At 44.4% G+C, this 20952-nt stretch carries 12 protein-coding genes and 1 pseudogene; 8 read left to right on the top strand and 5 right to left on the bottom strand.

Features of this window, described 5'->3' with window-relative positions; genetic code table 11:
- Nucleotides 1-267 precede the first annotated feature (267 nt).
- On the bottom strand, nt 268-1905 hold the full coding sequence (locus RMZ95_RS32790; RefSeq protein ID WP_322684002.1) for a hypothetical protein: 1638 nt from the start codon (nt 1903-1905) through the stop codon (nt 268-270).
- 87 nt (nt 1906-1992) lie between these two features.
- On the opposite strand from RMZ95_RS32790, the gene RMZ95_RS32785 reads away from it, so the two are divergent.
- Entirely contained in the window at nt 1993-5271 is a 3279-nt protein-coding gene (locus RMZ95_RS32785) for an alpha-mannosidase (protein ID WP_322684003.1), read from the top strand.
- 336 nt (nt 5272-5607) lie between these two features.
- Here RMZ95_RS32785 and RMZ95_RS32780 read toward each other — a convergent pair whose 3' ends face one another.
- The 3 genes from RMZ95_RS32780 to RMZ95_RS32770 form a co-directional block, all read right to left on the bottom strand.
- Nucleotides 5608-6021 carry a hypothetical protein gene (locus RMZ95_RS32780; RefSeq protein WP_322684004.1) on the bottom strand — a complete coding sequence of 138 codons (414 nt, stop codon included), beginning with the start codon at nt 6019-6021 and terminating at the stop codon, nt 5608-5610.
- A gap of 571 nt (nt 6022-6592) precedes the next feature.
- Nucleotides 6593-7144, bottom strand: coding sequence for a DUF2231 domain-containing protein (locus RMZ95_RS32775; RefSeq protein WP_322684005.1), 552 nt, complete (start codon nt 7142-7144; stop codon nt 6593-6595).
- Between the two features lie 38 nt (nt 7145-7182).
- Nucleotides 7183-7923 carry a DUF2993 domain-containing protein gene (locus RMZ95_RS32770; RefSeq protein ID WP_322684006.1) on the bottom strand — a complete coding sequence of 247 codons (741 nt, stop codon included), beginning with the start codon at nt 7921-7923 and terminating at the stop codon, nt 7183-7185.
- Between the two features lie 248 nt (nt 7924-8171).
- Between RMZ95_RS32770 and RMZ95_RS32765 the strand changes: the two genes are divergently transcribed.
- The 4 genes from RMZ95_RS32765 (at nt 8172) to RMZ95_RS32750 (ending at nt 11298) form a co-directional block, all read left to right on the top strand.
- Nucleotides 8172-8738 carry an HD domain-containing protein gene (locus RMZ95_RS32765; protein ID WP_322684007.1) on the top strand — a complete coding sequence of 189 codons (567 nt, stop codon included), beginning with the start codon at nt 8172-8174 and terminating at the stop codon, nt 8736-8738.
- A gap of 184 nt (nt 8739-8922) precedes the next feature.
- Nucleotides 8923-9459, top strand: coding sequence for a hypothetical protein (locus RMZ95_RS32760; protein WP_322684008.1), 537 nt, complete (start codon nt 8923-8925; stop codon nt 9457-9459).
- A 21-nt stretch (nt 9460-9480) separates the two neighbouring features.
- The gene (locus tag RMZ95_RS32755; protein WP_322684009.1) at nt 9481-10317 is read left to right on the top strand and encodes a protein-glutamate O-methyltransferase CheR; all 837 of its coding nucleotides are present in this window, start codon (nt 9481-9483) and stop codon (nt 10315-10317) included.
- Nucleotides 10318-10518: 201 nt separating this feature from the next.
- A complete protein-coding gene (locus RMZ95_RS32750) occupies nt 10519-11298 on the top strand; it encodes a hypothetical protein (protein WP_322684010.1) in 780 nt (259 codons plus the stop codon).
- 231 nt (nt 11299-11529) lie between these two features.
- On the opposite strand, the gene truB is transcribed toward RMZ95_RS32750, so the two are convergent.
- Nucleotides 11530-12414 (bottom strand): tRNA pseudouridine(55) synthase TruB, encoded by an 885-nt coding sequence (gene truB / locus RMZ95_RS32745; RefSeq protein WP_322684012.1) that lies wholly within the window; start codon nt 12412-12414, stop codon nt 11530-11532.
- 178 nt (nt 12415-12592) lie between these two features.
- Between truB and RMZ95_RS32740 the strand changes: the two are divergent.
- From RMZ95_RS32740 to RMZ95_RS32730, 3 genes and pseudogenes are all read left to right on the top strand, one after another.
- Nucleotides 12593-13849: pseudogene (locus RMZ95_RS32740) on the top strand (GAF domain-containing protein); the annotation flags it as partial.
- 6 nt (nt 13850-13855) lie between these two features.
- Nucleotides 13856-17578 (top strand): ATP-binding protein, encoded by a 3723-nt coding sequence (locus RMZ95_RS32735; RefSeq protein ID WP_409884402.1) that lies wholly within the window; start codon nt 13856-13858, stop codon nt 17576-17578.
- 162 nt (nt 17579-17740) lie between these two features.
- The gene (locus tag RMZ95_RS32730) at nt 17741-20518 is read left to right on the top strand and encodes a response regulator (RefSeq protein ID WP_322684011.1); all 2778 of its coding nucleotides are present in this window, start codon (nt 17741-17743) and stop codon (nt 20516-20518) included.
- Nucleotides 20519-20952 lie beyond the last annotated feature (434 nt).

Genomic DNA, 20952 nt, shown 5'->3' with positions numbered 1-20952 from the left:
TCATCAAGGTCTACTTCCAGTTTATGGCTTAACCGCCTTGGCGGTTGCTATATCTAATGGATTTTTGAAATTGAAGTATTTACAGTAAACAATAATTTTCACTTAGACAACCACCAATAATAATTCAAAATTCAAAATTCAAAATTCAAAATTTAAGAGTAAATGTAGGGTATGTTACGTTTTACTAACGCACCCTACGTTTATTTCAAAAATCTGAATTGGAAAATTGTGAATATTATAGTAAATTTTTAAAAAATATCTCTTAACTTATTTCCCTTGCCATAGCTGCCGCAATGACTGAAAAACCTTTACAAATCTTTCTTCTAGCCAGACCATAATATAATCAAGCCATTCCAAAAGTTGCTCTAAGGGGTGCTTTTCATAGCCAGTTGAAGTTGCTGTGGTTTCTATCCAGTCTGGCTGCGCCTCAACTTGACTGCTTTGGTGAAACTGCTGTTTCAACATTTCCCCTTTACGACTCTCGCTTTTAGTTTGGGAAATACGGGTTTTAATTTGTTTTACAGAGGCGACTTTTCCAGATGTTTTTTGACTTGAGGCGAGATTACTACTTGGTTGTTTTCTTTGTATCAAACCCGATCCAAATTTAGGTTGTTTTACACTCAAATTCTTTTGTGGAAAATGCTTTATTGATAAACTTGGGGCTAAAGCAGGATTTTTTTCTTCAGAAAGTGTAACTGGCTTGTCAGCAGTGGTTTCGGTGTCACCAAATAAATCATTCCACGTTAGCCAAGGATCGTTTGTGAAATCCTGGTTCTCTCCTAGAGGGCTTTTGGATAAGGCTTTTCTAAGGCGTGACGAAAAGAGTTTACCTGGCATCTCATTACTAATCGTTGTCTCAAGTGTTTTTCTATTACCAACACCAAAAAAGTAATTAAGCGCCGCCTCAATCAAAGCCTGAAAATTCTGTGAATGAGTTTCTAAAGCATCAGCGTTGGGGGCAATCTCTCCTTTGGCAGCTAATTGATCTTTGCCATAAAAAAATATGTTTAACTGGGTTTGGGCAACTTGGATAACTTCCTGGCTACGTTTTTGCGCTGGGACTAAAGCATTCGATTCCAACTTAGCAACGGCTATATCTAGAAATTCTAATAATCTATCTGTATTAAGTAAATTTTTTGGTATACTCTCGGCTAAAACTGGAATTTTAGCTGGATTTACGTCAGTGAGTTTTGCTAATAATCGGTCAATTTGTGGTAATAACTGCGTTTCTTTTTTAGCTATAATCAAACGCCAACATTGCCAGTAATTAGCAACTTCGTTAATAATTCGGTCTTCTAATTTTGCCTGTTGTTCCCGTGTTAAGATATCTAAAATTTCATTGTCGGCGGTAACAAGTACTAAATTTCGATTCATCAAATTTGTGGCGATTCCTTGGGCTATTGGAAGACGCTGTTGAAGGGCATTGTCTAATTGTGAAGGGTTGAGACTGAGAGCTTGATTAGCCGTAATATTTGATGATTGAGTAAGATTAGAGTTCTTTTCAACGAATTTCAGCCGAAAAATTCCCAATAAAGCCAAGGGATTGAAATGTTCAGATGCTTTCGTAGGAGTGGAGGCGGGTTCATCTGGTGACAGGTAATTGACTGCCTCTAGTACATTTTGAATGGGACTATCAGCATTGGGTAGAGTTTCAGGCTGGAAATCGGTATCATTTGGTTGTAACTTTAATCTAGTTTGTGGTTCTCTAGTATGTAGCGTTTTCCCAGATGATTCAGATGACTGAAACAGTAGATACACTGGGTAAAGTAGTACCTCGACACCCCACTTAGTGGCGACTTGCAAATGCCGAAAGGTATGTTCCCACTGTTGTGTCACCCGCCGAGATTGCTGGTGGACAAAGTTAAATAGTCTGCTTTGATAACGACCAGAGGAACCAGAAGACATAGTAGTAATTTTTTAGTTCAAGTCTTGTTAAGTTGTGAGACTCGCGCCAAACAATAAAAACGACCAACACCTCATCTTAGCGAATATATGACCCCGACTGTCTCTCAATCCCAGACCAAACTTATCTCACAAACAATTGAGCAACTGCGCTCTTTTTGTCAAGTTAATATCCAGTCTACGTGGCTGTATCAGGAATCTGACTTAGTTATTACTGATGTTGTAGCTGCTGATTTGTCTGATTGGCAACCTGCCCAGTTGAATGCTAAAGAACATATTGCTTGGACGGGCGGGAAAAAAGTGCTATGGCTAGTGCAAAGATTGGTGGTTCCCCAAGATTTACACGGTTATCTCTTAGCTGGGTTATCTTTGCGGCTGGCGCTGGTTTGGTGGGCGGATTCTGCTGAGATTTATGTAAATGGCGAGTTAGTGCTGGAGGGTGATTTATTTGATTGTTCGCCGAGAGTGCTTCTGTGTCAGGGGGTGACGCCAGGGGAAGAATTCACTGTGGCTTTGCGGTTAGTGAGTCCGGGACATTGTGATGGTGCTTTAGTGCGATCGCTCCTAGTTTATGAGTCTTATGTTGATAATAATCCCGATCCGGGTTTTGTGGCTGATGAGTTAGCTGTGGTGCAACTTTATTTGGAAAAATTTGCGCCGGAGAAGTTGGATGTTTTGGCAGCGATGGTGGGGGAGGTTACGAACCACAGAGGCACCAAGGCCGCCAAGGAAGAGTTAGTAAGATCGTTTTTGTCTCTACGTCAAAACCTAATTCAATCCGACATCTTAGCCCCCCTTTTCAAGGGGGGTTGGGGGGATCAAAAATCTAAAATTTTTTTACTGGGTCATGCTCACTTAGATTTAGCATGGTTATGGCCTGTAAGTGAAACTTGGAATGCGGCGCAAAATACTTTTGAGTCGGTTTTGAAGTTGCAAGCAGATTTTCCTGAGTTAATTTTCTGTCATTCAAGCCCCGCACTTTATGCTTGGATTGAAGAACATCGCCCGGATTTGTTTAAGGCAATTCAAGCACAGGTAGCCGCCGGACGTTGGGAAGTTGTCGGCGGAATGTGGGTGGAACCAGAACTCAACATCATTGCAGGTGAATCAATAGTCCGTCAGTTATTGTATGGTCAGCGCTATATCCAGGAGAAATTTGGCAAGTTCTCAACTGTGGAATGGGTTCCAGATTCTTTTGGTTTTTGTGCCACTTTACCGCAGTTTTTCGCTAATGCTGGAATTGAGTATTTTGTGACGCAGAAGTTGCGGTGGAATGATACTACTAAATTTGATTATGGGGCTTTTTGGTGGCGATCGCCTGATGGCAGCGAAGTCTTTAGTTTGATGTCTGCACCCATCGGTGAAGCTATAGACCCAGTTAAAATGGCAACTTATGCTCTTGAGTGGCAAACCCAAACTAGTTTATCAGAATCTCTCTGGCTTCCAGGTGTCGGCGACCACGGCGGCGGCCCCACCCGTGATATGTTAGAAACCGCCCAACGCTGGCAAAAGTCACCTTTCTTCCCAGACTTAGAATTTACGACGGCTGAAAAGTATTTACAGCAAGTTGTAGAGACGCGATTCATCGCGTCTGTTAATAATTATGATTCTTCCCCTGCTTCCCCATCCCCTTCATTCCCTACTTGGAATGACGAACTATACTTAGAATTTCATCGCGGTTGCTACACTACCCACGGAGATCAAAAACGCTGGAATCGTCGTTGTGAAAATTTATTATATCAAGCTGAACTATTTGCTACCTTGGCAACTGTAAGCTGTGGTGTGACATATCCAAAAGCAGAAATTGAAGCAGCTTGGAAATTAGTTTTATTTCAACAGTTTCACGATATTTTACCCGGTTCTTCAATTACCCAAGTTTACACAGATGCGTTGCCTCAATGGCAGCAAGTGGAACAAATGGGAACGAAAATATTACAGGAATCACTTTTAGCGATCGCATCTCACATTACCCTATCAGAACCACCAAAACCCGATAGTCTGCCTATTTTTGTTTTCAATTCTCTCAATTGGCAACGTTCTGAGGTAATCTCTGTAGCCTTACCTACACCACCAGCAACTACCCAAAAATGGCAGATTTACGATGCTTCTGGAAACCAGCTTGTCTCCCAATTATCTGAACCATCAACCCTACTATTTCTCGCCACCGAAATTCCACCCGTAGGCTACCGCATATTTTGGCTTTCCCCTTCACTCTCCAATCCAGACGAGATGAATCGCGTTTCTCCCTCATCTCCCGCACTCTTCCCAGACTGGATTTTAGAAAATGAATTCTTGCGAGTTGTTATAGATCCCGACACCGGAGATTTATCAAGTGTTTTTGACAAAACTTATCAGCGAGAAGTTTTAAGTGGGGCGGGGAATCAACTGCAAGCTTTTAAAGACAGTGGGCAATATTGGGATGCTTGGAATATAGACCCCAATTATGCTCAACATCCTTTACCCTCAACAAATCTTCAATTTATTCAGTGGTTAGAACAAGGCCCAGTGCAAAGTCGTGTGCGCGTAGTGCGTCAGTTGGGTGAATCGGAATTTTGCCAAGACTATATTTTGCAAGCTGGTTCACCTCTGCTGAACATTGCTACAACTGTCAATTGGCAAGAAAATCATGTATTAGTGAAAGCTGCTTTTCCTCTAAATATTGAAGCCGACTTTGCTACTTATGAAATTCCCTGTGGCGCGATTCGCCGCCCAACTAAACCGCAAACTCCCGCAGAACAAGCAAAATGGGAAGTTCCTGCTTTGCGTTGGGCTGATTTAACAGCAGAAAACACACAGACAGAAGATACCGCAATCCCAAATCGTTATGGTGTCAGTTTGCTCAATGATTGTAAATACGGTTATGACAGCAAACCAAATCAACTCCGTCTAACACTGCTACGCAGTTCTAATTGGCCAGACTCAAAAGCTGACCGAGGTTTTCACGAGTTCAAATATACCTTGTATCCTCATGCTGATAGTTGGGAATCAGCCCACACAGTACGGCGTGGCTATGAATTGAATATACCGTTGCAAGTGATATTCAATCGGCCACTGGCTAAACCCTCCGCTATCGGCACTATTGAAGGAGTAAGTTTCCTAGATTTATCAGCTGAAAATTTAATCTTAATGGCCTTGAAGCCATCTGAAGACGATCCACAGCAATTAATTCTGCGATGTTATGAATCTCACGGGGAAACAGCCGAGTTATCTTTGCAAAGTGATTTAGGGTTAAATCTTGGAAATACAGTAGATTTATTAGAGCGCTCCGCCAGTACTGAATTTTCATCTCAGCAACAAAATTTGATGATACAACCTTGGAAAATCGCCAATTTTAAGGTGATATCAGTGATTAATCCCAGTCTGAAGTGAGCCACCATAGTTAATGTTTAGTGGTTAATAGAACAACTACTAACGTGGCAAGGCTAAATTTGTGCATTAGCAAACTCTTGTGGGATGGGCTTCTAGCCCGTCCTAATTAGCGGGCAAGATGCCCGCCCCACAAGAAAATTTATTGCAACATTTTAGTCTTGTCACGCCATTACTAACCATTAGACATCTGGTGAACTAAATATGTGTTATCCGAAATATTTAGTAGGCAAAATTCATGTAGCTGGAGGCTTCCTATAGCACTTTCTGCAAGCAAGCTACGCGTAGCCTTTCCGTTAGGAGAAGGGTATTATGCCTACGTCATTTTCACTTCTATCTCTAATAGCGTCGGCGGATAATCTGATATCGTCCGTAGGGCTGCCGTCGTTCAATAATCTGGCGTTGTCCAAAGCCCTGCCGTCGTTGGATTATCTGCCGTCTTCCGTAGGGCTGCCATCGTTGGATTCTCTGGTATCGTCCGTAGGGCTGCCGTCCTCGGATTCTCTGGTATCGTCCATAGGGCTGCCGTCCGCGGATTCTCTGCCGTCCTCGGATTCTCTGGTATCGTCTTGACCACCGTTGAGCAAGCAAAAGCTCTCCGGTTTTATTTCCAACCAGGTTAGCATCTGGTGCAACGCTCTGTTCATTCAGAGTATTACTTAGAGAAATATCTTTCGCTTCAGCTAATGAGGGCGGAGACACAAAGGCAAATAGCAATACTGCTATTGAAGATAACTTCCTGAAACCTTTCATGTTTTTGCTTCTCTAAACTTTCGGTAATAACTTTATTAAAACACTTTAAAGTCTGAAAGTTACCGATCGCGCACTTTTTTAAACTTAATTTAGTATGAAATTTAATATTGCAATTTCACTCTTTTGTATAATTGCAATTTTTATAAGGTTATGTATATAAATAGCTAGTATCTAACAGGATGTAATTTTTTTCACCACATAGATAAAGTATACAGTTATTAATTAAACAAGCTAATTTTTTATTGTAAGATGAGTTTAAAAGGCTTGCTGGCCAAGGTAAATGCCCTCACAAATTTTGATTTATAAAATCTTTAAATCGGACTTATCTCGATTCCACAAGATGTATCAAATACAAAGGATAACTGCTAAATATTCTTAGCGGAAGCTGTAAATAATAATCTTTCACTAAGTTTCTAGTTTCAGGCAACTATCTTGTTAAGTGCTGCGTTTTTCCTATCTTCTGCCTGACTTCTCTACAAGAGTCTGCGGCAACGACTACGCTCACCGATCGCCTGCTTTCTGCCTCTTGTCTGATTGTTGAGCGTAGTCGAAACACTGCCTTACACCTCCTTTAAGGATATCTTCTGCTACCTCCACCCACTACACCAATTTTGTGGCGATAGGAGAGTTCAGCGCCGAACCAACCAGAAGCACTGGTTAGCGTACCGACAACAAGCGAGATTAACAGTCCCCAAGGTACGATTCGGGATTCAGCATCACCTAAACGTAGGAGAAAGTTAACGAGTGATAAAACCAGTATAGAAACGTTAAGTATCAAATGCGTCCAACCGGCGGTGCGCTTGCGGACTCGTTCAATTTTCACAAAGTCGCTCAGACCGATCGCAGATGCAAGAACGCCTCCAGCTAATCCAAGTCCGATTAACCATAGCGAAGCCCTAGCCCAAAAGAAATCGCCAGTTAACCAGTAACCAATGTCACTTCCCAAAGCGGCGGCTAAAAAGGCTATGGGAAAGATCACACTCAAGGGGTGTAGGGGATGTCCGGCGATCGCAACTGTACTGGGTACACCGGTATCACGATACTCACTGTCGTTACTTTCAATAACTGGTGGAATATTTGGAAAAGGTGTTGAACCTGTTTGCGTTGTTTCTGTAGTTTCCATTATTAGTATCCTGAATTTATGAACCTTGCTTTACTATTTTAAGCTGAAGGAATTTTTTCAACATAAGCTTCAGCCTGTAATATTAGTTTACCTACTTCTACTTTTAGTTGGTTGACTTGCAAACTTATGCCGTCTAAATCAAAGTTACTTAGATTCAAAATTTCGCTAGTTTGATCTACCAAAGCTTTGGTCAACTCTGGCGATATTTCCTCACTTTCGCCATACTCGACATTTTCCAAAGCAACACTTTTTCCATTGCTGCTAATCCTGGGGACTGCGGAAAAAGCAACTTGCTGATTTTCCCCAGTTTCTACTAATTTTATGCTGGCATTTAGTGCTACTTTTCCATCACCCGGTAATCGAAAATCTACATTTTGAGGTTCAATTGTTTTTAGTTGTCCGTTAATATGTATTTTCTGACTTTGCAGTTGCGATCGCACATATTCGGAGTTGAAAGCACGATTAATATCAGCTTCGGTTAACACAACCTGTGCATTAGCTTCTGTCGGTTTAGTTAGTTCAATTTTACCAAAAGCCACACTTAGAGGATTAATGGCAACATTAGTCATTTTCATATCCAATTCCTCCATACGGAGGTCTTTCTGCATAACTAAACCTTCACCTGCAATCGTGACTTCATCCACCTCTCCCTGAACCAGTTTCAGCGGGTCTGTTTTGATGTCTACATCTAAATTTTCTACTTCATCTAATTGACTAGATAATCCTATTTCTGCCGCTTTATTGAGAGCTTGCTCTCCTAATCCAGGATTGTCTGGCATTATGTAAATTAACTCCTAGTTAAAAGCACATCCTTGAGTAAATTTAATAAACTAACAGCAGAGTTTTATCTATCTGTCGATGGAATATAGATTTAAATGTTATCTATCTAATTTGAAATTTAAATTTTACTTATATACTACTTTTATCCTTTACTGCCTCTGCACTTGGAGCGATTTGTTATAAAATTGACACAAACCCAATATTTCAGTTGAGTTATTCTGACTGCTAAAACTTTTTTATTTATACAATGCTCTCAGAACGTTTTACCGCAGCCCTGATCTACGCCACCCAACTACACGCTAACCAAGTTCGTAAAGGTTCAGGTGTCCCTTATGTTGCCCATTTATTAGGTGTCACCAGTATTGCTTTAGAATACGGGGCAAATGAAGATGAAGCGATCGCAGCTCTGTTACACGATGCGATCGAAGATCAAGGTGGCGCTGCAACACGAGAAGAAATTCGCCGTCGCTTTGGTGACAATGTAACGGCAATTGTAGATGGTTGTACTGACGCTGATACAACTCCAAAACCCCCTTGGCAACAGCGTAAGGAGGCATACATTGCTCATATTCCTACAGCTTCCCCATCAGTACTGCTGGTGTCATCCGCTGATAAACTTTACAATGCCCAGTCTATTCTCAAAGATTATCGCATTTTAGGCGAATCACTTTGGGAACGTTTTCATGGGCGTAAAGAAGGTACTCTTTGGTATTATCGGGCGCTTTTAGAGGCTTTTAAAAAGACTGAAAGCACTGTAATAATTGAGGAATTAGAACGGGTGATTTCGGAAATTGAAGTCTTAGCATCTACATAAAAAATTTATTTACCCAGAAGTAAATAAAAGATTTATTAGAACTAGACAAAGGGATTTTTTATAAACACGATATAGTCATGTTTCTTACGAATAAGTTTTGGCTTTTAGGTTCTCTCTCTAGATAAAAAACCTTTCTCTCGGCAGATAGGTGTACTGATATTATTATGACTGGTATGTTACCAATATGACGATAGTAAGACAAAACACCCTAAATTCAACTGTAAATCCTTCAGTAAATCCTCCAGAAAACTTGCCAGAAAAGTATGCAGAAGCAGAGCGGATGCGTGATGTTCTGCTTTTGCTGCAAAACTTGATTAACAGTGAAGAAGCCACTGTCAAACTAATTCTGGATTGTCTTTATGATGTTGGTTCAGTCAATTTGATTAATCAAAAGCTTCGCCTGAAACCCTTAAACAGGGTGATGAAATTAATTGCCCGAATGTCTAAACCAGTTTTTAGAATCATAGCTTTAAATTGGTTTAAAAAGAACTGTCCGCAACTGATTACTAATTGGCTACACACGCAAGTCTCGTTTGAAAATCTCCAAAAGACACCCGAACAAGTAGCTATTGAAGTTGTACAACTAGAACCATATTCCATCCCACAAAGAGAAAGCCTGAGTCAAGAGATAAAAAATCTGCGCTATCAGGTTAGATGGCTAGCTGGAATTTCAATAATTGCGATCGCTGTTTTAGTAATAAAAGCCACTTGGTTAAACTGAAACCGATGAATTATGAATATCATGCCTCTGCCCAAACCGATCTTAGAGGACATAGAAATACACCTACTCTTGGAAGGTGTGTATCAATATTACGGTTATGACTTTCGCAATTATGCTCTTTCATCACTCAAGCGCCGTATTCAGGGCTTCATGCAATTAGAAGGGGTAGCAAATATTTCTGCATTGCAAGAGCGATTACTACATAATCGCGCTTATTTAGAAAGATTTTTGCTGGCTCTGACGGTGAATGTCACATCAATGTTTCGCGATCCCAGCTTTTATAATACCTTCAGAAATCAGGTTATTCCCTTCTTACAAACCTATCCGTTTATTCGGATCTGGCACGCTGGATGTTCAACTGGTGAAGAGGTCTATTCAATGGCAATTTTACTGCAAGAAGAAGGACTTTATCACCGTTGCCGTATATATGCCACTGATACGAATGAGAAGGTATTACAAAATGCCAAAAGTGGGATTTTCTCCCTGAAAATGATGCAGGAATATACTCACCTGTATTTAAAAGCAGGCGGCAAGAAATCTTTCTCAGAGTATTATACAGCAGCTTATGACAATGCTATTTTTCGAGCGTCCCTAAGAGAAAATGTTGTTTTTGCCCAGCACAATTTAGCCACTGATAGTTCTTTTAATGAGTTTAATGTGATTCTTTGTCGTAATGTCCTCATATATTTTAATCAGGCACTTCAAAAACGCGTACACGAACTGTTTTATAATAGCCTTTGCACCTTTGGCATCTTGGGTTTAGGAAGACAAGAATCTATCAGATTCACCTCTTATGAGCCTTACTATGAAGAGTTAGTCAAGGGAGAGAAAATATATAGGAAAATAGCAGGTAAGTGAAAAGAATGCTTTAAATGGATAATTGAATTATAAATTATGAATTATCCTAAAATAACTAATAACCAATACCCCGAAAATTAGGAATAAAATTGCGCTCGTTGTCAAAAGACAGTCTGTCAAACATTTTTTATTGTGTTCAAAAGATAGATTTAACGCTGTCTTAAGGTAAATTACACATTAAAGTATTTAAGGAGATTGTCGATGCAACTTCTCGAATGTCCTCATGTTGCAGTCATTGCTGGAGAAAATGCGGTTCATGTTTCTCAACTACCTTCTATATGGCAAGACATTGCTAGAGGAACCACGAGTGTCGGACTTTCCCAGCCCCAAAGCTATGTTGAGATGGCACAGCTATTTTTGTATAAATTAGAACGTGGTGATGTTGATTTATTTAGCGATCGCCCCCAACTAGCTCACCTAATACCATCATTTTCTCAGCTATTTGCACAACTGGCATGGGAAACCTTAGAGTTTTTTGGACAAGACTTTCTCAAACACAGCTATCCGAACTTTGCAAAAATTCTTTGCGATCTGGAGTCAAAAGGAATCGATTACGCTGATGAAGTAAAAGTGGCTCGCATCGGCATAGATTTATTTAATGAATTTGGTTATGAACTACCAGCAAGTTTTTATCACGTGCATTTAGCACCAATTTACCGCGATCATGTTTTTGAAGAACGTGCTTTGCGATTCGATAAACGTGATATTGAGCATAAACGTGCTTGGGATGCCATACTCCATGCAGGTAAGGTATTTGCTATTCAAATGAAGGTGCAAAGTATTGCTTCCAAATACGGTTTTACTTATCAGCATGGCTGCGGTTGCAACTCTCATCTATCTTCTATTGATGTATCTCGTGGCGCGTTTGAATATGAATTGAGTTTCGACAAGCGTCAGCGATGGATTCGCAGTTTCATCTGGACTGCTTGGTATGAGTATGCCTTCTTTGCGATCGTACCTAATACGAGTTATTTGGTTTAATATCATGTCCGCCAAATTACCCATAATAAAAGAACCCCACCCCCAACCCCTCCCGAAAAGCGGGGAGGGGAGACAAAGCATAGCTTTGGTGGGGTGGGGTTCTTCGGGTTTAATAAGCAATCAAGCGGACATGACATAACAGAAAGAATTCAGGAGTGAGGAGTCAGAATTCAGAATTGAATTCTGTGCGTCTGGTAGAAAGCGTCTCCGGCTCTGCTCCTGAATTCTTCTTCAAGAAATCGCCTCAAAAACCATTTGCGGAATCAACACTTCATCTTGTAATTGTCCAATACCTAAAAAGCGAGTCTCTTCTTGATAAACTCTTACTATCCCAGTAACTTCAGAATCTAAAGAAACTCGCTGACCTTGACACCATTTTTGAGCAGATATTGCTGGTAAAGTCACAGACAACAAATGTTGTAACGCTGCATCAGGGGCAAGAGGTTGAAATGTCCCGCCTTGCAATTTAGCTTCTAAGTCGGAAAAAGTGAGACTATTTGTTAAATCGAAACCACTGCTTTGAGTTCGGAGCAAAGCCGCAAGTGTGCCGCCAGTTTCTAAGATTGCACCTAAGTCACGAGCGATCGCTCTAATATATGTACCAGAACCACAGGCGATCGCCACATCCAATTCGGGAAAATCTCCTTCTCTCCAGTCCAAAATATCTATCTGAAAAATTTCCACTGTTCGCACTGGAACTTCCACCATTTTTCCTTGGCGCGCTAAGTCGTAGAGACGTTTCCCATTTACTTGAATTGCACTATAATTCGGTGGGATTTGCTCAATCTTGCCTTCAAATTGTGCCAGTGCAGTTTTCACCTCTGCCAAACTCAATCCAGCACAAGCTTGAGAACTAATGATTTCACCTTCTAAATCATCGGTTGTAGTCCGCACACCCAGACGAATTGTAGCCTTGTAAGCTTTGTTTTCTGGCAGATATTGCAATAATCTTGTGGCTTTACCAAGTGCGATCGGTAAAACTCCTGTAGCAGCTGGATCTAAGGTTCCTGCGTGTCCTACACGTTTGAGGCGCAACAACTTTCGCACCCGCGCTACGCAATCGTGGGAAGTCCAGTCAAATGGTTTGTTTAAATTGAGAAAACCTTGAAATAACAACACAAAATCATTAGTTACAGCTTCTAAAATTTTGCATTAAATTGGCAAAATATATATAAATTTATTTGCTCTGAAACCATGAAATGTGGAATGAGCGTATCTTTCTCCCCTGCTCCCCTGCCCCCTGCTCAAGAGCCTTTTGGTCACTGGGTACTACCAAAACAGTAAAAGGAAAATAATGTCAGCATTTCAGTTTCTCTTGCTCGAAGCCAATCTAACCGATGCAGAAGTCGTGCAAGCCACGCTGATCGAGGGCGGTATTAACTGTGAACTGTTGCGGGTAGAGACTCGCGCTGCTTTTATTAGGGCACTGGAGAGCAACGCCATCGACCTGATTTTGGCAGACTATGCCTTGTCTAATTTTGATGAGATGGCGGCACTAACGATCGCCCGTCGCCTACGTCCTGAAATACCGTTTATTTTCATCTCTGGCAGTTTGGGCGAAGAATTGGCGATCGCAGCTATCAAACAGGGCGCGACAGATTATGTACTCAAGCAACGCTTAGGGCGGTTAGTGCCATCGGTACAACGAGCATTGCAGGAAGTACCGGAACTTGACAAAGATACTACCAAGCGCAAACAAGCTTTATCAGCCATCGAGTCAGACCTGAAAGATACGCAACTACTGCACGAACTGAGCGCGAGGCTTGTAACCGAAGGCGACATTCAGACGCTCTACCAGGAGATTATAGCTGCCGCGATCGCTCTGACGCGGGCGGATGCCGGAACAGTACAAATTATCGACGAAGCGACACAAGAATTGGTGCTGCTTGCCACGCAGGGCTTTGAGCGGAATATGACCGAGTATTTCTACCGCGTGAATGCAAGTTCCAACACGCCCTGCGGCATCGCACTTAAGAACGGCGCTCGTATGTTTGTTGATTTCGACGTACCTGAGAGCGAAGACCCCGACGGTTCAATGCGAATACACGTTGATGCCGGATATCTCTCGGCGCAGTCAACCCCGCTGATCGCTCGATCGGGCAAATTGATCGGTATCGTTTCGACCCATTGGCGCAAACACCATCGACCGAGCGATCGCGAACTACGGTTTCTCGATTTACTCGTCCGCCAAGCCGCTGATTTGATTGAGCAACGGCAGGGCGAAGCTGCATTGCGTGAATCAGAAGCCCGGATGCAGCTTATCACCAACCTCGTCCCCGACCTGCTCTGGGATAGTGAACCTAACGGATTTACCAACTGGTATAACCAGCAGTGGCTGGAATATACGGGGCAAACCTTTGAGCAGGCGATCGGCTGGGGCTGGGTAGATACGATTCATCTGGACGATCGCGAAGGATCTGCCCAGCGTTACCGAGAAGCGACCGAACAGGGCGTACGGCTACGACACGAACACCGCATTCGCCGCTACGATGGAGAGTACCGCTGGTTCGTTGTCAATGCGTTTCCGCTCAAGGATGAGAGCGGCAAGGTCATCAAGATGTACGGCGCGGCGACCGATATTCACGAAGCGCGTGTCGCGATGGAAGCCCTGCGTGAGTCGGAAGCAAAATATCGATCGCTCTTTCAATCAATGGATCAGGGCTACGCAGTCGTCGAAGTTCTGGCAGACGACAACGGCGAATGGAACGACTTTCTCTTTTTGGAAGTGAACCCTGCATTTGAGCAACAAACGGCAGTGAGCAATGCAGTTGGACGCAAAGCCACCGAGATTTTGGGAACGCCAAACCCCGCCTGGGCGAAAATTTATGGTCGAGTCGCCCAAACAGGGGAACCTGTGCGCGTTGAGGAGAAGGAAAAAACGCTCGATCGGGTCTTTGATCTCTACGCCTTCCGTTTGGGTGAAGCCGAAAGCCGTTGTGTAGCGGTTCTGTTTACCGACATTACCGAACGCGTGGGCGTCGAAGACGAACGCAAACAGCACGATGCAAATCTCGACTTTTTAGCCGAAGTCAGCCAAGACCTTGCACGTCTGACGGACATTGACGAGACGATGAATGCGCTGGGCGAAAAAATCGGCAGACATTTCGGACTGTCAGCCTGCGCCTTTGCCGAACTTTATGGGTCGGCTGGAATTGCAGTCATCGACTACAACTGGCATCGCAGCGACGTGCCGAGCCTGCGTGGCACGTATCGTATGCAAGAGTTTTTAACACCCGAAGTTATGCAACTTTGTCTCGCAGGAGTTGATATCGTCATCCGCGACGTGTTCGACGACCCCCTGACCGATGGCGAACAGTTTGCGACTCTGAATATCGGCTCTTTCCTCAGCATACCGCTCATACGCAATGGCGAGTGGCAATTCCTGCTCGTTATCTATCGTAGCGAACCCCATGACTGGCGCGACGACGAAATCGAACTGACCCGCGAACTCGCCAACCGCATCTGGACGCGGCTTGAACGCGCCCGCGCCGAAGTAGGGTTGCGCCAATCAGAAGAAAAATATCGGCTGCTGTTCAATTCGATCAACGAAGGTTACGCCCTCTGCGAACTGCTGTATGACGACGATGAAAGGGCGATCGACTGGAAAATTTTGCAGGTCAACCCAGCATTCGAGTCCCTAACCGGACTGCGCGATGTCGCAGGTAAAAACGCCACTCAACTGAATCAACCGTTGAATCAGAACTGGCTGCAAACCTTTGGCACAGTGGCTCAAACAGGGGAATCGGCCCGGTTTGAACACTACATCGACAGTGTAGATTGCTGGTTCGATATTTTGGTGTCGCGCATCGACGAAGATAAATACCACATTGTCGTCGTATTCAACAACATTACCGATCGCAAACAGGCACAAGCCGATCAAATTCGCCTGATTCAGGAACAAGCTGCCCTTCAACAAGAACGCCAACGCGCCGAATCTCTGGCAGAACTCGATCGCGCCAAAACCCTCTTCTTTAGCAACGTCAGCCACGAATTTCGCACACCGCTAACGTTGATACTCGCTCCCCTGCAAGATGCCTTGAGCGATTCGGTAAATCCCCTAACTTCTTCACAACAGGAACAGCTAGAACTAGCACATCGCAATAGCTTGCGTTTGCTGAAACTGGTCAATACCCTGCTCGACTTCTCCCGCATCGAAGCCGATCGCCTGAAGGCAAACTACGAACCCACCGACTTATCTACCTACACGGCGGAACTGGCAAGTGTTTTCCGCTCGGCGATCGAGAATGCCAATTTGCAGTTAGTCGTCGATTGTCCTCCCCTGCCCGATCCCATTTACGTCGATCGCGAAATGTGGGAAAAGATTGTATTGAATCTGCTCTCCAATGCCTTAAAATTTACCTTCGAGGGTATCATTTCTGTCTCGCTCAAATCCAAAGCAAACACAGTTGAATTGATAGTCAGCGACACGGGCGTAGGTATTGCCGCTTCAGAACTGCCTCACCTGTTTGAGAGGTTCTATCAAGTCAAAGGCGCGAAGGGGCGCAGCTATGAAGGCTCAGGCATTGGCTTATCTCTGGTGCAGGAACTCGTCAAGCGGCACGGCGGCGCGATCGCGGTTACGAGCGCAGTAGACCAAGGCACAACCTTCACCGTCACCATCCCCACCGGAATCGCCCATCTACCCGCCGACCAAATTTGGGTTGCCTCTACACTGGTATCGTCGGCTGTAACTGCAAACGCTTTTGTTGAAGAAGCCTTACGTTGGCTACCTGAAGAAAGCACAGAATTTCAACTTCAAAGCTTGGCTGACTTTTCACGGGATCTGGAAAACCCCTCTCCAAACCTCTCCCCTACAAGGAGAGAGGCTTTGACTTCTCCCCCTTCCCTACAAGGGAAGGGGGCTGGGGGGTTAGGTTTTCCCTTGGTTTTTCCACATGACGTGAAAACTCAGCAAAGCTCTGAGGTTCAAGCACAAAGCTCTGAGGTTCAAGCTCAAAGCTCTGAGGTTCAAGCACAAAGCTCTGAGGTTCAAGCACAAAGCTCGGAGGTTCGCGCTCAAAGCTCGAAGGTTCAAGCACAAAGCTCGAAGGTTCAAGCACAAAGCTCGGAGGTTCAAGCACAAAGCTCGGAGGTTCACGCTCAAAGCTCCAAGAGGGCGCGTATTCTCCTAGTGGATGACAACGCCGATATGCGCGGCTATCTCAGGCGGTTGTTAAACCAGTACTACGAGGTGGAAGCTGTAAATGATGGGTTAGCCGCAATGACTGCGATCCGACGTGGTGGAGATGTCATCTATGACTTGGTGTTAGCAGATGTGATGATGCCTAGAATGGATGGATTTGAGTTACTGCGATCGCTACGGGCTTCACCAAATACCCAGACAATCCCGATTATTTTGCTCTCTGCTCGTGCTGGCGAAAAATCACGGGTGGAGGGTTTAGAAACTGGCGCAGATGACTACTTAATTAAACCCTTCTCGGCACGGGAATTGTTAGCGCGAGTCAATGCCAACCTTCAACTGGCACAACTGCGACGCGAAGCAGTCTACCGCGAACAGGTAATGCAGGCAGTACAAACACTCAACGATCGCTTGGAGCAACAGGTGAAAGCGCGGACTGCTCAACTAGAAGCCATCAACCAAGAACTGGAGGCGTTTTCTTCCTCGGTATCCCACGACTTACGAACGCCGCTACGCTACATCAGCAGCTTTGCCGAACGATTGCAAGGCAAGCTCAATGCAACCCTCGTCGATGCATCCAGTTTGCAAAGTCTCAACATTATCACCAAATCTGCTCTTGAGGCAGAAAAAATGGTAGACGACCTGCTGGAATTTTCTCGCCTGGGGCAGACAGAAATTCATTTGACTACTGTTAATATCAGTCAATTGGTGCAGCAGGTGCGAGAACAATTGCAGCCGGAACTAATCGGGCGATCGCTCCACTGGGAAATCGAGCCATTGGCAACGGTAGAGGCTGACCCAGTACTGCTGCGGTTAGTACTGCAAAATTTGCTGTCGAATGCCGTCAAGTACACGCGCAATAACACCGAAGCCGCCATCAAAATTGGTAGGATTGAACAGGAGCAAGAAGTGATTTTCTTTGTCAGAGATAATGGTGCAGGGTTCGACATGAAATACTGCGATCGACTATTTAGCATATTTCAACGGCTGCATCCCCAGGAAGAGTTTTCTGGCACGGGAGTCGGGCTTGCCACTGTCCGGCGGATCGTTCATCGACATGGCGGACGCATCTGGGCAGAAGGCGCAATCAACCAGGGCGCAACGTTCTACTTTTCGCTCCCGAAACATGAGGCATTATGACCGAATAATTACTAATTCGTAATTCGTAATTCGTAATTAAAGAAGCGTACAAGCCACTTGATTTATCTAATGGAGAAGTAAAATGCATAGCATCAATATTTCAAGCCCCCGACAAAGCCCGTGGTGTAACAATTACGAATTACGAATTATCAATTACGAATTATGTTGACAGCACTGCGCTTTCTTTTGCTGGAAGACAATCCCCTTGATGCAGAGGTGATAAATGTCACCCTGACCGATGGCGGTGCTAATTTTGAACTGCTCCGGGTAGAAACTCGCGCTGAGTTTGTGAGGGCATTAGAAACCAATGCATTTAACTTGATTTTGGCAGACTATGCCTTGCCCGGTTTTGATGGCATTTCCGCCTTGAAAATTGCCCAAAACCTGTGTCCTGACACGCCCTTTATTTTCGTCTCTGGCAGTATGGGCGAAGAATTAGCGATTGAAGCGCTGAAACTGGGAGCCACCGACTATGTGCTAAAGCGCAACTTACGGCGGTTGGTTCCTTGTGTCCAACGAGCGCTGCGAGAAGCCCAAGAAAAGCGCGATCGCCAACTTGCCGAAGCTCGCCTGCGTCAAGTTGCGGCCAAACTGCCTCATGGCGCTGTGTTCATTGTGGATCGAGATTTGCGCTACCAGCTGGCAGAAGGCGAAGCGCTGGAGTGGGTCGGTATGACTACTGAAAACTTTGTCGGCAAAACACTCTGGGAAGCCCTCGAACCCGCCCTAGCAGCCAGCTACGAACCCTACTACCACCAAGCTCTCAATGGCGAATCATTTACTTTAGAACACAACAGCCACGATCGCTACTATATCTCTCATGGCACACCCTTACGCAACGATCGCGGTGAAGTTGATGCTGTGCTGGCAATGTCCTACGACATTACCGCTCGCAAACAAATCGAAATTGCCCTCAAACAAAGTGAAGCTCGCTTTCGGTTAATGGTGGCAAGTGCAAAAGAATATGCCATTTTAACCCTTGATTCCAACGCTGCGATCGTGAGTTGGAGTGCTGGTGCCGAAAACTTATTGAAGTATTCAGAAGCAGAAATTATTGGCTGTGACAGTCGCTGCCTTTACACCCCCGAAGACAACGCCCAAAACCGCGCTGGAAGGGAATTGCAGACCGCCCAAACTCAAGGACAGGCAGAAAATGAGTGCTGGCATGTCCGAAAAGACGGTAGCCGCTTTTGGGGTAGTGGCTTGGTGATGCCCTTACGCGATGAAGCCGACGATGTGCAAGGATTTATCAAAATCATGCGCGATGTCACCTCACAGCGGCAAGCTGATGAACGCTTGCAGTTGCTCTATGAGATTACCAGCAATTTACTTGCGGTTGAGCAACCGATGACGCTGATGCACAATTTATTTAGCAAACTCTCACCCCCGCTAGGGTTGGACTATTACTACAGCTACATCGTCGAGTCAAAAGACAATCGCCCCAGACTGCATTTGCAAAACTATGAGGGCATTAGTCAAGAGATGGCAGAGACGATCGAGTGGCTTGAGTTCGGTGAAGACCTTTGTGGATGGGTAGCTCAAGAACGACAGCAACTCGTTCTCGATCGCGCCCAAATTGCCACTCATCCTCATGCCCAAACCCACCGCGACCTGGGTGCCACCGCTTATGTCGGTCAACCGTTAATTGTCCAAGAACGGTTATTGGGAACTATCTGCTTTGCTAGCTGCACCCGCACTCGCTTTACCTCAGAAGAAATTGATTTGCTGCAATTAATGTCTGAGCAGATAGCGATCGCCCTCGACCGAGCCAACCTAATTGTTTCGATTCAGCAACAGGCAGAACAGTTGCAACGAGCTAACCAAATTAAAGACGAGTTTTTAGCAGTGCTGTCTCATGAGTTGCGATCGCCCCTCAACCCGATCTTGGGCTGGGCACAACTGCTGCAAAAAGGCAAGCTCAACGCCGCCCGTCAAAGCGAAGCACTACTAACGATTGAGCGCAACGCCAAATTGCAATCACAATTAATTGAAGATTTACTCGACGTTTCGCGGATTATGCAGGGCAAGCTGTCCGTAAAGGTGGCTCCCCTTAATGTAATCCCTGTTATTTCTGCTGCCCTGGAAACGGTGCGTCTAGCAGCAGAAGCAAAAAATATTAACTTACAGATCGATCTCGAACCGACTGCACCTATCTCTGGTGACGCTGCCCGCTTGCAGCAAGTGGTGTGGAACTTGCTTACCAATGCCGTCAAATTTACACCAGATGAGGGAGAAGTAATCATTGAATTAAAACAAATTGCAGGGCAGGCTCAAATCCGGGTGATCGATACAGGCATTGGCATTCAACCGGAATTTCTACCGTATGTCTTTGATTATTTCCGGCAAGAGGATAGCTCAACAACACGCAGATTTGGTGGCTTGGGTTTAGGGCTAGCAATCGTCCGCCAAATTGTAGAACTGCACGGTGGCACAGTCAAAGCAGAAAGCTTGGGTGAGAATCAGGGCGCAACCTTTACAGTTGAAATACCGATCTTGAACCAATCAGCACAAATTGTACTTGACTCAGCCGACGCTGATGCAGAAATCGCAGAGACTCCCTTAAGCAACCTGCAAATTTTGCTCGTGGATGATGATAAGTTTTCATGCAAGTTTGAAGCATTTTTGCTAGAACAAAATGGCGCAAAAGTGACAGTCGCAGCATCTGGGCTAGAAGCATTGCAAGTACTTAATAGTTTCATTCCCGATGTAATTGTGAGTGATATAGGTATGGTTGATATGGATGGCTATATGCTGATTCAGCAGATTCGTTCGCGCCCACCGAATCAGGGAGGAACGATTCCGGCGATCGCACTTACCGGTTATGCCACAGATATTGACCAGCAAAAAGCCTTAACTGCTGGGTTTCAAGCTCATATTACCAAGCCATTAGAACCAGAGGAGTTAGTGAGGAAGATTGTCAACCTGCTAGAACACAACTAAGATGCTTAAAACGTCAAGTTGATGATGGAGATACTTGACCGAATAATTCGTAATTCGTAATTCGTAATTCGTAATTAATAATTAATAATTAATTCATTAAGGGTACAAGCCACTTAATTTATACCAATTTAATTAATGATTGCAACACATCCTTCGGTAGAGACGCGACGCCAGTCGCTACAACGGGGGGAACCCCCGCAACGCGCTGGCTCATGAATCGCGTTTCTACAAATGGTCTATTTGTCGCATTCTTTTTTCAAATTGGTATTATTAATGAAAAAAATAAATTTATTCATTATTTAAGCCCCCACCTTTAGAGGTTGTTTGAAAAGTCATGATTGATGTATCAGATATTTTTTACCCCACCCTAACCCTCCCCGTATGTATTGGGGAGGGAACCGGATTTTTCTTGTTTCCCCCCAATACATCGGGGG

Origin of the sequence: Nostoc sp. DedQUE07 (assembly GCF_034530975.2) — a bacterium.
GTDB lineage: Bacteria > Cyanobacteriota > Cyanobacteriia > Cyanobacteriales > Nostocaceae > Nostoc.
Note: the sequence above shows the minus strand (reverse complement) of the source record. Positions and strands in the feature narration are given on the sequence as shown.